The organism is Ensifer sp. 4252 (assembly GCF_050434565.1).
GTDB lineage: Bacteria > Pseudomonadota > Alphaproteobacteria > Rhizobiales > Rhizobiaceae > Ensifer.
The window spans coordinates 129,785-143,146 of sequence record NZ_JBNDIU010000002.1 but is presented as its reverse complement, the minus strand read 5'-3'; the positions used below and the strand labels follow the sequence as shown (position 1 = coordinate 143,146).

The window sequence follows — 13,362 nt, the reverse complement described above, 5'->3', positions numbered from 1 at the left end:
ATATGAACACAAACCCGAAGATCGTGGTGGTCGGTGCGGGTGCCTTCGGCACGGCGCTTGCAGCCGTCGCCGCGTCGGCCACCGGCAGCGACGTGACCCTTCTCGCCAGGCGTGAGGAGACTGCGGATGGATGCCGGCGAACCGGTCGCAACGAACAGGCGCTTCCGGGTATCGACCTGCCCGCGGGGCTCAAGCACAGCTCTGATGTCGCGGTGCTCGGCGATGCTGAGATCGTGCTGTTCGTGATGCCTTCACAGGCGCACAGGGAGGCCGCGCGGCAATATGGCCCGTCGATCAATGCCGCGGCGACGATCGTCACCTGCGCCAAGGGTATGGAGCAGGCGACGGGCCGTCTCCTGACAGACGTGCTGGCGGAAGAATTACCGGGCCATGGCATCGGTGTGCTCTCCGGCCCCGGCTTTGCGGCCGACATCGCCAAGGGGCTGCCGACGGCGATGGTGGTTGCCGCTGGCGATAACGACACGGCGACGCTGCTTGCCGGGGCGCTGTCCGGCCCGACCTTCCGTCTCTACCCTTCAGAGGATCGCATCGGCGTGCAACTGGGCGGCGCGTTGAAAAACGTGCTTGCCATCGCCTGCGGCATCGTCGAGGGCGCCGGCCTCGGCGATAGCGCCCGGGCGGCGCTGATCTCGCGTGGCCTTGCGGAGATGTCTCGCTTCGTGGTCGCCGAAGGCGGCGATGCCGATACCGTTCGCGGTCTCTCGGGGCTCGGCGATCTCGTGCTGACGGCAACCAGCCACCAGTCGCGCAACCTGCGCTTCGGCATTGCGCTTGGCACGGACGGCCGCGCCAACGGACGCCAGGGCGAACTCGTCGAGGGTGCCTTTGCCGCCTCGGTCGCCGCCCGCGTCGCCCGCGATCTCGGTGTCGAGATGCCGATCACCGAGGCGGTCGCCGCCATCATCGACGGCAAGCTCGATGTGCGCACCGCCCTTGAACAATTGATGTCCCGTCCGATCACCCAGGAATGAACTGGTCGGCGGGATGAGGAAAAGTGCCAAGCGGTTTTCCGCCCGCATCCCGCGCCAAACGAAAACTCAGGAGGAACCATGCTCTTCGCACTTCAATGCACCGACAAACCAGGCGCGCTGCAGCTTCGGCTCGATACGCGTCCGGATCATGTCGCCTATCTCAACGACCTCAATGCCAAGGGCGTTCTGAAGATGGCCGGCCCCTTCCTCGGCGACGATGGCAAGCCGACCGGCAGTCTGGTGATCGTCAAGGCCGAGACGATCGACGATGCACGCGCCATCGCCGAAGCCGATCCCTATGCCAAGGCCGGCCTGTTCTCCAACGTCGAAATCAAGGCCTTCAACTGGGTCTTCAACAACCCGGAGGCTTGAGACACGAATGGCGTTCTGGCTTTACAAATCCGAACCCTTCAAGTGGTCCTGGCAGATGCAGAAGGACGCTGGCGCGAAGGGCACCGAATGGACCGGTGTTCGCAATTACCTCGCACGCAACAACATGCGGGCGATGCAGATCGGCGACAAGGGTTTCTTCTACCACTCCAACGAAGGGCTCGAAATCGTCGGCATCACCGAGGTCTGCGCGCTGTCGCATCCGGATTCAACCGCCGAGGGCGATGCCCGCTGGGACTGCGTCGATATCCGCGCCGTCCGCGACGTGCCGCGTCCGGTGACGCTGAAGGAGATCAAGGATAACCCCAAGCTCGCCAACATGGCGCTGGTCACCAGCATGCGCCTTTCGGTGCAGCCGGTCACCGAAGACGAGTGGATCGAGGTCTGCCGCATGGCCGGGTTCGACAATCCGCCACGGTAGCTTTGTTTTCCGCGTGATTTGTCAGAAACCCGGTTCCCACTTTTCGGATCACGCTCGGAGCGTTTCTTGAAGACCGATCCCGAAAGCTTCATCCGCGCCAACACCGGCGTTCTGTCGCCGCCGCATGTACCGGAAATCCGGTTGCATCTGGCGACGGAAGCGCACGAACTCTGGCTGAAAACGGAGGAGGAGCTGGAGGAAATCGGCCTGCCGCCGCCGTTCTGGGCCTTTGCCTGGGCCGGCGGGCAGGGGCTCGCGCGCTATGTTATCGATCACCCGGAGGTCGTGCGCGGCCGGCGTGTCGTCGACTTTGCCTCGGGCTCCGGGCTGGTCGCGATCGCCGCGATGAAGGCGGGGGCGGCTTCGGTTCTTGCCGCCGACATCGATCCCTGGGCCGAAACGGCGGTGCGGCTCAATGCCGAACTGAACGGCGTCGAGATTGCCTACACGGCAGAGGATATCACCGGCCGCGATCTCGCCGCCGATCTCTACCTTGCCGGCGATGTCTTCTACGACAAGTCCTTTGCCGAGCGCCTGCTGCCGTGGTTCACGGCGCTCAGTTCCGGCGGCGCGACCGTCATCGTCGGCGATCCCGGCCGCTCCTATTGTCCGCGCGACAGGATGACGGCGCTGGCGACCTACGAAGTGCCGGTCACAAGGGCGCTTGAAGACAGCGAGGTCAAGCGCACGACGGTCTGGCAATTCAGCGCATCAGGGGCTGTTGCTGTGCCCGATTGACAGCGGCAACGCATTCGCTTCCAACTTCCTGAAAACGATAAAGGGATGAGGGGAACGAAGATGGCTTTTGCGGGTATGAACTATCTGGCGGTGTTGATTGCCGCCATTGCGGCCTTCGTCATTGGCGCCGGCTATTACGGTGTTCTCGGCAAACCCTGGATGAAGGCGGCGCGCATCGACCCCGCGACGGCGCAGATGTCGCCGGTTCTTTTCGCGATTTCCTTTGTCTCGGAACTGGTGATGGCAACGATGGTCGCCGGTGTCGTCGGCCATCTGGGGCCGGGCCAGGTCACCGCTTTCAACGGGATTGTCTCGGCGTTCTTCCTGTGGCTCGGTTTCGTCGCAACCAGCATGGTCGTCAATCACCGCTATCAGGGATTCGGCTGGAGCCTGTCGCTGATTGACGGCATGCACTGGCTGCTGGTGCTGACGGCGATGGGTGCCATCATCGGCGCCATGGGCGTCTGACGGCGCGTCGGCCTGCGCGGCTTTCCGATGAGGAGCCGTCGCCGTTATCGCCGGATCACGCAGACGCCGTGCTCCCAGGCGCAAGCGCGCGTGAGCGTTCTCGGCGACACGACGATGATCTTTGCGCGCTTCACCTGCGGCGGCGGCGCAAACTGCGCGTCGTCATAATAGCGGTAGTTGCCTTCCTGGCTGAAGTAGATGCCGTTGCCGGGATCCCTATAGGCTGAAATCCCGCCGGCATAGGTGCCGATGCCGCCGATCGTGTCGGGGAAGCCATCGCCGCCGTAGATATCCGGGCGATGATCGTAGCGGTCGCCTGATGTCCAGATGTTGCGCACTGCCTGGTCTCGCCCCCAGCCGTCGCGATAGCGCAGGCGCTCGGTATAGTGCCTGTCAAAAGGACGGTATCGGGGAAGGCGGATATGCCGGGTCCGGGTGTTTACTTCGGGCGGCCCGTTCTCGGCGGTCCAGTCGTTGCGTGGCAGACGATTGCGGCTATGAGCTTCGCGGTAGCCCATGCGGTCGAATTCGTGGCGACTAAAGGAACGATGCGAATGCAGCCTGATGTGTCGGGTGCGCGTCTGCACTTCCGGTGGTCCGCCCCAGTCGCCAGCCCGGACCGGCAGGCAGGCAGTCGCGACAAGCAGGCCCGCAAGTGCTAAAACTTTGGTCGCATGGATTGCTCGCAACAGAGTCATTCTGCCCGCCCTCCGCAAAACGCTTAACAAATCGTTAGGTGCACTTTGGGGCAGTTCCGCGGGAAAGTCACGGATTTGGTTATGGTTTTCGCACGTATCGTTAATTGGGCGCCACGTCTCGGTCGGACCTGAAAATGCCGCTTTTCGTCTAATCGATTAAATTGATTTTGCACTGCAAACACACTTGTCGTTAAGCAATATGGTGATTAAAGGTCCGAAGGACTGAATTGCGCACAATCAGGTGCGATACCGGACTAAAATCGTCCACTTTTTTGGGCGTAAATCCGGGCATTTCCGTGAGGTTCCGATGACGGATGTCACAAGAAGCCGGCCGCTGTCGCCGCATCTTCAAATCTATAAGCCTATCCCGACAATGGTGATGTCCATTGTGCACCGCATTACCGGCGGCGCGCTCTATTTCGGCACCATCCTCGTTGCCTGGTGGTTGATCGCCGCCGCGTCCGGGCAAGCGTACTATGACTGGGTCAGCTGGCTGTTCGGCACGCTCATCGGCAAGCTGGTGCTCTTCGGCTACACCTGGGCGCTGGTGCACCACATGCTCGGTGGCCTGCGCCACTTCATGTGGGATCTCGGCTATGGCTACGAGAAGCACTTTGCCACCAAGGTGGCCAAGGCGACGATCGTCGGCTCGGTGGCGCTCACCGTGCTGATCTGGGTCGTCGGCTATCTCGTGCGGTACTGAGGGGACAAGACCATGAACATGCGCACACCTCTCAGCAAGGTCCGCGGCTACGGCTCCGCCAAGGAAGGCACCGATCACTTCTGGCGCCAGCGCGTCACGGCGGTCGCCAACGTTCCGCTGCTGATTTTCTTCGTCATCTTCCTCGCTCGTTATGCCGGTGCTCCCTATGCGGAGGTCGTTTCGGCTCTTTCGAACCCCTTCGTCGCCGTCGTCATGGGGCTGGTCCTGCTTTCGGGCCTGATCCACATGAAGCTCGGCATGCAGGTGATCATCGAGGACTACGTGCACGGCGAAGGCGCCAAGATCGCCCTTCTCATGCTCAACACATTTTTCACGATCGCGGTTGGCGGGCTCTGTCTTTTCGCCATCCTGAAGATCGCTTTTGCAGGGTAATTTCGTCATGGCATCGAACAGTTCACCCGCTGCAAACGGCAAGGCCTACCAGTATGTCGATCACGCCTTCGATGTTGTCGTCGTCGGCGCCGGCGGCGCCGGTCTGCGCGCAACACTGGGCATGGCGGAGCAGGGCCTGAAGACGGCCTGCATCACCAAGGTCTTCCCAACGCGCTCGCACACCGTCGCGGCTCAGGGCGGCATCGCCGCCTCGCTGCAGAACATGACGCCGGACAGCTGGCAGTGGCACCTTTACGACACCGTCAAGGGCTCCGACTGGCTCGGCGACGTCGACGCCATGCAGTATCTCGCCATGGAAGCGCCGAAGGCGGTCTATGAGCTCGAGCATTACGGCGTCCCGTTCTCGCGCAACGAGGAAGGCAAGATCTACCAGCGGCCGTTCGGCGGCCACATGCAGAACTATGGCGAAGGCCCGCCGGTACAGCGCACCTGCGCTGCCGCCGACCGCACCGGTCACGCCATCCTGCACACGCTTTACGGTCAGGCGCTGCGCAACAACGCCGAATTCTTCATCGAGTATTTCGCGCTCGACCTGATCATGTCGGATGACGGCCGCTGCACCGGCGTCGTTGCCTGGAACCTCGACGACGGTACGATCCACCGCTTCTCCGCCAAGATGGTGGTGCTGGCAACCGGTGGCTACGGCCGCGCCTACTTTTCGGCAACCTCGGCGCACACCTGTACCGGCGACGGCGGCGGCATGATCGCACGCGCCGGCCTGCCGCTGCAGGACATGGAATTCGTCCAGTTCCACCCGACCGGCATCTACGGCGCAGGCTGCCTGATCACCGAGGGTGCACGCGGCGAAGGCGGCTATCTTGTCAACTCCGAAGGCGAGCGCTTCATGGAGCGCTATGCACCGTCGGCCAAGGATCTCGCTTCGCGCGACGTCGTTTCGCGCTGTATGACGATGGAAATCCGTGAAGGCCGCGGCGTCGGCAAGAACAAGGATCACATCTTCCTGCATCTCGACCATCTTGATCCGGCCGTGCTGCACGAACGGCTGCCCGGTATCTCGGAATCGGCGAAGATCTTCGCCGGCGTCGACGTGACCCGCGAGCCGATCCCGGTCCTGCCGACCGTGCACTACAATATGGGCGGCGTGCCGACCAACTACTGGGGCGAAGTCTTGAATGCCGACAGCCAGAACCCCGAGCGCATCGCGCCCGGCCTGATGGCGGTGGGCGAAGCCGGCTGCGCCTCGGTGCACGGCGCCAACCGTCTCGGCTCCAACTCGCTGATCGACCTGGTGGTCTTCGGCCGCGCCGCCGCCATCCGCGCCGGTCAGGTCATCGACCGCAACGAGGCGGTACCGGCGATCAATGTTGCCGCCTGCGACAAGATCATGGCCCGCTTCGACGCCCAGCGTCATGCCAACGGCTCGACGCCGACGGCGGTGCTGCGCGAAAAAATGCAGCGCGCCATGCAGGAGGACGCCGCCGTGTTCCGCACGCAGGAATCGCTGGAATCGGGCTGCAAGCGCATCTCGGCGATCTGGAAGGAACTGCCCGACGTCAAGGTCACGGACCGGTCGATGATCTGGAACTCCGATCTCGTCGAGACGCTGGAACTGCAGAACCTGATGGCCAACGCCATCACCACGATCTACGGCGCCGAAGCGCGCAAGGAGAGCCGTGGCTCGCACGCCCGCGAAGACTATACCGGCGGCGCCCTTGGCGGCCGTGACGACGTCAACTGGCGCAAACACACGCTCGCTTGGGTCAACGAGGCTGGCGACGTCAAGCTCGACTATCGCCCTGTTCATACCGACCTGATCGCCGAAGGCATCGATCCGAAAAAGATCGAGCCCAAGGCCCGCGTCTACTGATCTTGAGGAATTAGGCACATGGTTGAACTCGCTCTCCCCAAGAACTCGCAGATGACCGAAGGCAAGGTCTGGCCGAAGCCGGAAGGCGCGACCAATGTCCGCGAATACCGCATCTACCGCTGGAACCCCGACGACGGCAACAATCCGCGTATCGACACCTTCTATATCGATATCGACGACTGTGGCCCAATGGTGCTCGACGGCCTGCTCTACATCAAGAACAAGATCGACCCGACGCTGACGCTGCGCCGCTCCTGCCGCGAAGGCATCTGCGGCTCCTGCGCGATGAACATCGACGGCACCAACACCCTTGCCTGCACCAAGGGCATGGATGAGGTCAACGGCACGGTGAAGGTCTATCCGTTGCCGCATATGCCCGTCGTCAAGGACCTGGTGCCGGATCTGACCCACTTCTACGCCCAGCACCGCTCGATCGAGCCTTGGCTGAAGACGGTGACGCCGACGCCCGCCAAGGAATGGAAGCAGAGCCATGAGGACCGCCTGAAGCTCGACGGTCTCTACGAGTGCATTCTCTGCGCCTGCTGCTCGACCTCCTGTCCGAGCTATTGGTGGAACGGTGACCGTTACCTCGGTCCGGCTGTTCTGCTGCAGGCCTATCGCTGGCTGATCGACAGCCGCGATGAAGCGACCGGCGAACGTCTCGACAATCTCGAGGATCCGTTCCGCCTCTATCGCTGCCACACGATCATGAACTGCGCCCAGGCCTGTCCGAAGGGCCTCAACCCGGCCAAGGCAATCGGCGAGATCAAGAAGATGCTGGTCGAGCGTCGGGTCTGATCCGAGGCATTTCAAACGCTATTGCATGTTGCGGCGGGCCTTGTGCCCGCCGTTTGCGTTTCCTCTCCGCCAGGTAAGGGAAGGCGGTACGGGACGGCCATGTCTGCCGTCGGCAATCGTTGATTGTGCCGGCGCAAGGCAGTCATTTCGCTCACCCGAAGCAAGACGGTACGGGTCTCGAAGTCGCGATTGTCCCGTTCCCGCAGACGTTTCAATCCTGCAACAGGTGCCATCGAATCGTCGTCCCTTGATTTGACAGGTGGATTTGCTGTATTTCGGCCTATATTATCGCGTTGCATCATGGTTCGCGGAACACATCGGGAGTAAAGATATGCGGGTTATTCATGCGGCGGCGGGGCTGGCGGTTGTGCTTGCGCTGACCGGATGCCAGCGGACATCCATGGGTGGCTTCAGCTCCCAGGATTCTTCACCTGCTCCCCTCCAGGCCCAGCCCGTACCGTCGGTCTCGTCGAACCAGCTCCCTGATCCCACTGGCAACACGTCACAATTTCCGGCTGCACCGACGGCTGGAGCGGCGGTAGCCGGTGGTGCGCAGCAGCCCGGCGCCCAGGTGGCCGCGGCCACCAATGCGCTCGACGTAACCAAGGAATCGATGGTCGGTAACTGGCGCGTTTCGAGCGCCGGCAGCTCCTGCGACATGTTCCTGACGCTCACCAACCTCGGCAGCGGTTCGCGCGGCGGCACGCGTGGCTGCGCCGGCGAACTGACGGCTATGGGCTCCTGGGAAGTGGCCGGCAAGCAGGTCGTGCTGAAGGACCGCACCGGCAACGCCATCGCCCGCCTTTACAAGACGGCCGATGCGCGCTTCGACGGCTCGACCAATGGCGGCCAGCCGGTCAGCCTCAGCCGTTAATGACCTGGTTCAGCCCGGCTAACCGCCGGGCTTCTTGTTTTCCGGTCCACCTCGGGTGAGACGTGCTCAATCCTGACGACAGCATCTACCGCAAGCTCGAAACACTCGTTCAGAGCGGCGAGCGAAAACGCGATCCGGCCCAGTTCGCGATCGCCCGGCGATTCGATCATCTTTCGGCCGAGCTGCTGGCAAGCAGGCCGTCGCGCAAGACCAATGCGCTCGGCTGGCTCTTTGCCTCGCGCAAGAAGGATCATCCGCCGGTCAAGGGGCTCTACATCCATGGCGGCGTCGGCCGCGGCAAGACCATGCTTATGGACATGTTCTTCGAGGCGGTGCCGATCCAGCGCAAGCGCCGGGCGCATTTTCACGAATTCATGGCCGATGTGCACGAGCGGATCTACAAGCACCGCCAGAAACTGAAGAACGGCGAGACGAAACAGGCCGATCCGATCCCGCCGGTTGCCTCCGAGCTGTTCGGCGAGGCGCGGCTGCTCTGCTTCGACGAATTCACCGTGACGGATATTGCCGATGCGATGATCCTCGCCCGGCTTTTCAGCGAACTCTTCGCCAAGGGCTGCGTGCTGGTGGCAACCTCGAACGTGGCGCCCGACAATCTCTATCGCGATGGCCTCAATCGCGGGCTCTTCCTGCCGTTCATCGACCTCTTGAAGGCAAACGCCGAGATCATTTCGCTCGACACCGAAACCGACTATCGCCTGATGAAGACGGACGGCAGCCCGGTGTGGATTTCACCGCTCGGGCCCGAGGCCGACGCCGCCATGGCGCAGGCCTGGAGCCGGGAAACGGCAGGCACTGCAGTCGCTCCCGCCGAAGTGCCACGCAAGGGCCGCAAGATCCCCGTGCCGGCCGCAGCCGGAAAGGTTGCCCGTTTCACCTTCACCGATCTCTGCCAGCAGCCGCTCGGTGCTGCCGACTATCTGGCGATCCTCGAGCGTTATACGACCCTCTTCGTCGATCATGTGCCGCATCTCGGGCCGCATGTGCGCAACGAAACCAAGCGCTTCATCCTGCTCGTCGACACACTCTACGACAGCGGAGCCCGGCTCTTTGCGTCGGCTGCTGCCGAACCGCAGAACCTGCTGACGCTGAAGAAGGGCACGGAAGGCTTCGAGTTCGACCGGACCGTTTCGCGGTTGATCGAGATGCAGAGCGAGGAATATGCTGCCGAGCATCCCGCAAATATTGCGATTTCATGACGATCAAATGACGGATACTCTTACGTTTACGTAAGAATTTTATGATCTAACCGATTGAAATTGCTCTATCCAAAAGTATCGATTGATATTTTAACGATTGCCGTTTAATGGCTTCCGGCGAAGGTTTGGCGTTTGCGGCGTTTCAGGCCTCGATCAGTTTGGGATCACAAAGGAAGCACTTTCATGGCGCGCAACAAGATCGCACTTATCGGTTCAGGGATGATTGGTGGCACGCTGGCGCATCTCGCCGGCCTGAAGGAACTGGGCGACATCGTCCTCTTCGACATTGCCGACGGCATCCCCCAGGGCAAGGGCCTCGACATCGGCCAGTCCTCCCCGGTCGAAGGCTTCGACGTGAACCTGACAGGTGCCAGCGACTATTCCGCCATCGAAGGTGCTGACGTGTGCATCGTCACCGCCGGTGTAGCCCGCAAGCCGGGCATGAGCCGCGACGATCTTCTCGGCATCAACCTCAAGGTCATGGAACAGGTCGGCGCCGGCATCAAGAAGTACGCCCCGAACGCCTTCGTCATCTGCATCACCAACCCGCTCGACGCTATGGTCTGGGCGCTGCAGAAGTTCTCCGGCCTGCCGAAGAACAAGGTCGTCGGCATGGCCGGCGTTCTCGACAGCGCGCGCTTCCGCCTGTTCCTCTCCCAGGAATTCAACGTTTCGGTTCAGGACGTCACCGCGTTCGTTCTCGGCGGCCACGGCGACACCATGGTGCCGCTCGCCCGCTACTCGACCGTTGCCGGCATTCCGCTGACCGACCTCATCCAGATGGGCTGGGTCACCAAGGAACGCCTCGAAGAAATCATCCAGCGCACCCGTGACGGCGGCGCCGAAATCGTCGGCCTGCTCAAGACCGGCTCTGCCTACTACGCACCGGCCGCTTCCGCGATCGAAATGGCCGAAGCCTTCCTCAAGGACAAGAAGCGCGTTCTGCCTTGCGCGGCACACCTGACCGGCCAGTATGGCGTCAAGGACATGTATGTCGGCGTTCCCACCGTCATCGGCGCCGGCGGCGTCGAGCGCATCATCGAAATCGACCTCAACAAGGCCGAGAAGGAAGCTTTCGACAAGTCGGTTGCTTCGGTCGCCGGCCTTTGCGAAGCCTGCATCGGCATCGCGCCGAGCCTGAAGCAGTAATCGCGTCCTGTTGAGCGGATGGTTGCATCCGCTCAACCTTTTGTTTTTGCCGCATTTTTTGGGACAGGTGTGCCACCTGCCCGCAAAATGCTCCAGACAGGAAAAACACCATGAACATTCATGAATATCAGGCCAAGGCTCTCCTGAAGAGCTACGGTGCGCCGGTCGCGGAAGGTGTCGCGATCTTCTCCGCCGCCGAAGCCGAAGCCGCTGCCAAGAAGCTCCCGGGCCCGCTCTACGTCGTCAAGAGCCAGATCCATGCCGGCGGCCGCGGCAAGGGCAAGTTCAAGGAGCTCAGCGCCGACGCCAAGGGTGGCGTTCGCCTGGCGAAGTCGATCGAAGACGTTGTCGCCAACGTCAAGGACATGCTCGGCAACACGCTGGTGACCAAGCAGACCGGCCCGGCCGGCAAGCAGGTCAACCGCCTGTACATCGAAGATGGCGCCGACATCGACCGCGAACTCTATCTCTCGATCCTCGTCGACCGCGCCGTCGGCCAGGTTGCCTTCGTCGTTTCGACCGAAGGCGGCATGGACATCGAAGCCGTTGCCGAACACACGCCTGAAAAGATCGTGACCGTCGCAATCGACCCGGAAGCAGGCGTTACCGCCGAAAACCTGAAGACGCTTGCCGACGCGCTGAAGCTCGAAGGCGAAGCCCGCAAGGATTCCGAGACGCTGTTCCCGATCCTCTACAAGGCCTTCGTCGAGAAGGACATGAGCCTTCTGGAAGTGAACCCGCTGATCGTCATGACCAACGGCCGCCTGCGCGTTCTCGATGCCAAGGTCTCGTTCGACGGCAACGCACTGTTCCGCCACGAGGACGTCGTTGCACTGCGCGACACGACCGAGGAAGACGCGAAGGAAATCGAAGCGTCGAAGTTCGACCTCGCCTATGTCGCGCTCGACGGCAACATCGGCTGCATGGTCAACGGCGCCGGCCTTGCCATGGCGACCATGGATATCATCAAGCTCTACGGTGCTGAGCCGGCGAACTTCCTCGATGTCGGTGGCGGCGCCTCCAAGGAAAAGGTCACTGCGGCCTTCAAGATCATCACTGCCGACCCGGCTGTCGAAGGCATCCTGGTCAACATCTTCGGCGGCATCATGAAGTGCGACGTCATTGCCGAGGGCGTGATCGCCGCCGTCAAGGAAGTCGGCCTCAAGGTTCCGCTCGTCGTTCGCCTCGAAGGCACCAACGCCGAGCTCGGCAAGAAAATCATCAATGAAAGCGGCCTGAACACGGTTTCGGCTGATGATCTGGACGACGCCGCCCAGAAAATCGTCGCAGCGGTTAAGGGAGCCTGACATCGTGACCGATCAGGGCAAGCCTATCGCGCGCCAACCGTTTGGCCCGAGCCAGACCGACCTCGATCTGTGCTATTTCGTTTGCTGGGACAGGTCTCCTGAACCTGAAGACGGGGTTGCCGAGCGTTGGGCGCACTTCACCGACAACGAAGACGCCGTGGCCTACTTCAAGGAAAAGTCGAAAGACGAAACCTTGTTTGTCTGGAAGGGTGAACTCGGGATCTCCAAGGTGGATAGCCAGTTCGACTGGTTCCATACGAACTGGTCCAAAAATCTACGAAGCCATCTCGTTGAGCAGGAAACGTCTGGCAAAGGCTACCGCTGGTCGCGCGATGCTTTTGAGGAATTCGATTCCCTCGATATCGAGGAAGAGGAAAGCTGATCCATGTCCATTCTGATCAACAAAGACACGAAGGTTCTCGTACAGGGCCTGACCGGCAAGACCGGCACCTTCCACACCGAGCAGGCGCTTGCCTACCACGGCACCCAGATGGTCGGCGGTATCCACCCGAAGAAGGGCGGCGAGACTTGGACCGGCTCCAAGGGCGAAAGCCTGCCGATCTTCGCTTCGGTTGCCGAAGGCCGTGACGTCACCGGCGCCAACGCCTCGGTGATTTACGTTCCGCCGGCAGGTGCCGCGGCTGCGATCATCGAAGCCATCGACGCCGAGATCCCGCTGATCGTCTGCATCACCGAAGGCATCCCGGTTGCCGACATGGTCAAGGTCAAGGCTCGCCTCGACAAGTCGTCGTCGCGCCTGATCGGCCCGAACTGCCCGGGCGTGCTCACCCCGAACGAGTGCAAGATCGGCATCATGCCGGGCAACATCTTCCGCAAGGGTTCGGTCGGCGTTCTCTCGCGCTCGGGCACGCTCACCTATGAAGCCGTATTCCAGACCTCGAACGAAGGTCTCGGCCAGACGACGGCTGTCGGCATCGGCGGCGACCCGGTCAAGGGCACCGAGTTCATTGACATGCTGGAGATGTTCCTCGCCGACGACGAGACCAAGTCGATCATCATGATCGGTGAAATCGGCGGCTCGGCCGAAGAAGAAGCGGCTCAGTTCCTGAAGGACGAAGCCAAGCGTGGCCGCAAGAAGCCGATGGTCGGCTTCATCGCCGGCCGCACGGCTCCTCCCGGCCGCACCATGGGCCATGCGGGCGCCGTCATTTCCGGCGGCAAGGGTGGCGCGGAAGACAAGATCGCCGCCATGGAATCGGCCGGCATCCGCGTCTCGCCGTCGCCGGCGCGCCTCGGCAAGACGCTGGTCGAAGTCCTCAAGGGCTGACCGCAGAATAGTGTCGTCGGGGCTGGGCGTCAGAGCCGGCCCCGACGAGCGCACTGCCTGCACAATTCCTTCGGTCG

The 13,362-nt window shown here is 62.1% G+C and carries 16 protein-coding genes; 15 read left to right on the top strand and 1 reads right to left on the bottom strand.

All coding sequences use genetic code 11. The features are described 5' to 3' along the window. Nucleotides 1–2: 2 nt before the first annotated feature. The 5 genes from ABIE33_RS07595 to ABIE33_RS07575 all read left to right on the top strand — a co-directional run bounded on the left by ABIE33_RS07595 (nt 3) and on the right by ABIE33_RS07575 (nt 3,009). The gene (locus tag ABIE33_RS07595; RefSeq protein ID WP_429123511.1) at nt 3–992 is read left to right on the top strand and encodes an NAD(P)H-dependent glycerol-3-phosphate dehydrogenase; all 990 of its coding nucleotides are present in this window, start codon (nt 3–5) and stop codon (nt 990–992) included. A gap of 78 nt (nt 993–1,070) precedes the next feature. Further along, complete coding sequence (locus ABIE33_RS07590) at nt 1,071–1,364, top strand: YciI-like protein (protein WP_429123508.1); 294 nt, start codon at nt 1,071–1,073, stop codon at nt 1,362–1,364. Nucleotides 1,365–1,371: 7 nt separating this feature from the next. Beyond that, nucleotides 1,372–1,803 (top strand): EVE domain-containing protein, encoded by a 432-nt coding sequence (locus tag ABIE33_RS07585; RefSeq protein WP_429123505.1) that lies wholly within the window; start codon nt 1,372–1,374, stop codon nt 1,801–1,803. 66 nt (nt 1,804–1,869) lie between these two features. Continuing rightward, nucleotides 1,870–2,541 (top strand): class I SAM-dependent methyltransferase, encoded by a 672-nt coding sequence (locus ABIE33_RS07580; RefSeq protein ID WP_429123502.1) that lies wholly within the window; start codon nt 1,870–1,872, stop codon nt 2,539–2,541. Between the two features lie 60 nt (nt 2,542–2,601). Further along, the gene (locus ABIE33_RS07575) at nt 2,602–3,009 is read left to right on the top strand and encodes a DUF1761 domain-containing protein (RefSeq protein WP_429123499.1); all 408 of its coding nucleotides are present in this window, start codon (nt 2,602–2,604) and stop codon (nt 3,007–3,009) included. Between the two features lie 44 nt (nt 3,010–3,053). Here ABIE33_RS07575 and ABIE33_RS07570 read toward each other — a convergent pair whose 3' ends face one another. After that, the gene (locus tag ABIE33_RS07570; RefSeq protein WP_429123496.1) at nt 3,054–3,707 is read right to left on the bottom strand and encodes a hypothetical protein; all 654 of its coding nucleotides are present in this window, start codon (nt 3,705–3,707) and stop codon (nt 3,054–3,056) included. A gap of 307 nt (nt 3,708–4,014) precedes the next feature. Between ABIE33_RS07570 and sdhC the strand changes: the two genes are divergently transcribed. The 10 genes from sdhC (at nt 4,015) to sucD (ending at nt 13,285) form a co-directional block, all read left to right on the top strand. Next, on the top strand, nt 4,015–4,410 hold the full coding sequence (gene sdhC, locus ABIE33_RS07565; protein WP_429123493.1) for a succinate dehydrogenase, cytochrome b556 subunit: 396 nt from the start codon (nt 4,015–4,017) through the stop codon (nt 4,408–4,410). 12 nt (nt 4,411–4,422) lie between these two features. After that, nucleotides 4,423–4,803, top strand: coding sequence for a succinate dehydrogenase, hydrophobic membrane anchor protein (gene sdhD / locus ABIE33_RS07560; RefSeq protein ID WP_429123490.1), 381 nt, complete (start codon nt 4,423–4,425; stop codon nt 4,801–4,803). A 7-nt stretch (nt 4,804–4,810) separates the two neighbouring features. Further along, nucleotides 4,811–6,652: a succinate dehydrogenase flavoprotein subunit gene (gene sdhA / locus ABIE33_RS07555; protein ID WP_429123487.1), complete on the top strand. Its 1,842-nt coding sequence runs from the start codon at nt 4,811–4,813 to the stop codon at nt 6,650–6,652. Between the two features lie 18 nt (nt 6,653–6,670). Beyond that, nucleotides 6,671–7,450, top strand: coding sequence for a succinate dehydrogenase iron-sulfur subunit (locus ABIE33_RS07550; protein ID WP_429123484.1), 780 nt, complete (start codon nt 6,671–6,673; stop codon nt 7,448–7,450). A 331-nt stretch (nt 7,451–7,781) separates the two neighbouring features. Further along, the gene (locus ABIE33_RS07545; RefSeq protein WP_429123482.1) at nt 7,782–8,324 is read left to right on the top strand and encodes a protease inhibitor Inh/omp19 family protein; all 543 of its coding nucleotides are present in this window, start codon (nt 7,782–7,784) and stop codon (nt 8,322–8,324) included. A gap of 62 nt (nt 8,325–8,386) precedes the next feature. Beyond that, entirely contained in the window at nt 8,387–9,541 is a 1,155-nt protein-coding gene (gene zapE, locus ABIE33_RS07540) for a cell division protein ZapE (protein ID WP_429123479.1), read from the top strand. A 183-nt stretch (nt 9,542–9,724) separates the two neighbouring features. Next, on the top strand, nt 9,725–10,690 hold the full coding sequence (gene mdh, locus ABIE33_RS07535) for a malate dehydrogenase (protein WP_429123476.1): 966 nt from the start codon (nt 9,725–9,727) through the stop codon (nt 10,688–10,690). A 110-nt stretch (nt 10,691–10,800) separates the two neighbouring features. Then, nucleotides 10,801–11,997 (top strand): ADP-forming succinate--CoA ligase subunit beta, encoded by a 1,197-nt coding sequence (sucC, locus tag ABIE33_RS07530; RefSeq protein WP_429123474.1) that lies wholly within the window; start codon nt 10,801–10,803, stop codon nt 11,995–11,997. Between the two features lie 4 nt (nt 11,998–12,001). Beyond that, entirely contained in the window at nt 12,002–12,379 is a 378-nt protein-coding gene (locus ABIE33_RS07525; RefSeq protein WP_429123471.1) for a hypothetical protein, read from the top strand. 3 nt (nt 12,380–12,382) lie between these two features. Further along, nucleotides 12,383–13,285 carry a succinate--CoA ligase subunit alpha gene (gene sucD, locus ABIE33_RS07520; RefSeq protein WP_065780694.1) on the top strand — a complete coding sequence of 301 codons (903 nt, stop codon included), beginning with the start codon at nt 12,383–12,385 and terminating at the stop codon, nt 13,283–13,285. The last annotated feature ends 77 nt before the right edge of the window (nt 13,286–13,362 follow it).

What these genes read in the sequence shown, in the direction of transcription:
- ABIE33_RS07595 (WP_429123511.1), top strand. Translation starts at nt 3, where the DNA reads ATGAACACAAACCCGAAGATCGTGGTGGTCGGTGCGGGTGCCTTCGGC.
- ABIE33_RS07590 (WP_429123508.1), top strand. Translation starts at nt 1,071, where the DNA reads ATGCTCTTCGCACTTCAATGCACCGACAAACCAGGCGCGCTGCAGCTT.
- ABIE33_RS07585 (WP_429123505.1), top strand. Translation starts at nt 1,372, where the DNA reads ATGGCGTTCTGGCTTTACAAATCCGAACCCTTCAAGTGGTCCTGGCAG.
- ABIE33_RS07575 (WP_429123499.1), top strand. Translation starts at nt 2,602, where the DNA reads ATGGCTTTTGCGGGTATGAACTATCTGGCGGTGTTGATTGCCGCCATT.
- ABIE33_RS07570 (WP_429123496.1), bottom strand. Translation starts at nt 3,707, where the DNA reads ATGACTCTGTTGCGAGCAATCCATGCGACCAAAGTTTTAGCACTTGCG.
- sdhC (WP_429123493.1), top strand. Translation starts at nt 4,015, where the DNA reads ATGACGGATGTCACAAGAAGCCGGCCGCTGTCGCCGCATCTTCAAATC.
- sdhD (WP_429123490.1), top strand. Translation starts at nt 4,423, where the DNA reads ATGAACATGCGCACACCTCTCAGCAAGGTCCGCGGCTACGGCTCCGCC.
- sdhA (WP_429123487.1), top strand. Translation starts at nt 4,811, where the DNA reads ATGGCATCGAACAGTTCACCCGCTGCAAACGGCAAGGCCTACCAGTAT.
- ABIE33_RS07550 (WP_429123484.1), top strand. Translation starts at nt 6,671, where the DNA reads ATGGTTGAACTCGCTCTCCCCAAGAACTCGCAGATGACCGAAGGCAAG.
- ABIE33_RS07545 (WP_429123482.1), top strand. Translation starts at nt 7,782, where the DNA reads ATGCGGGTTATTCATGCGGCGGCGGGGCTGGCGGTTGTGCTTGCGCTG.
- mdh (WP_429123476.1), top strand. Translation starts at nt 9,725, where the DNA reads ATGGCGCGCAACAAGATCGCACTTATCGGTTCAGGGATGATTGGTGGC.
- sucC (WP_429123474.1), top strand. Translation starts at nt 10,801, where the DNA reads ATGAACATTCATGAATATCAGGCCAAGGCTCTCCTGAAGAGCTACGGT.
- sucD (WP_065780694.1), top strand. Translation starts at nt 12,383, where the DNA reads ATGTCCATTCTGATCAACAAAGACACGAAGGTTCTCGTACAGGGCCTG.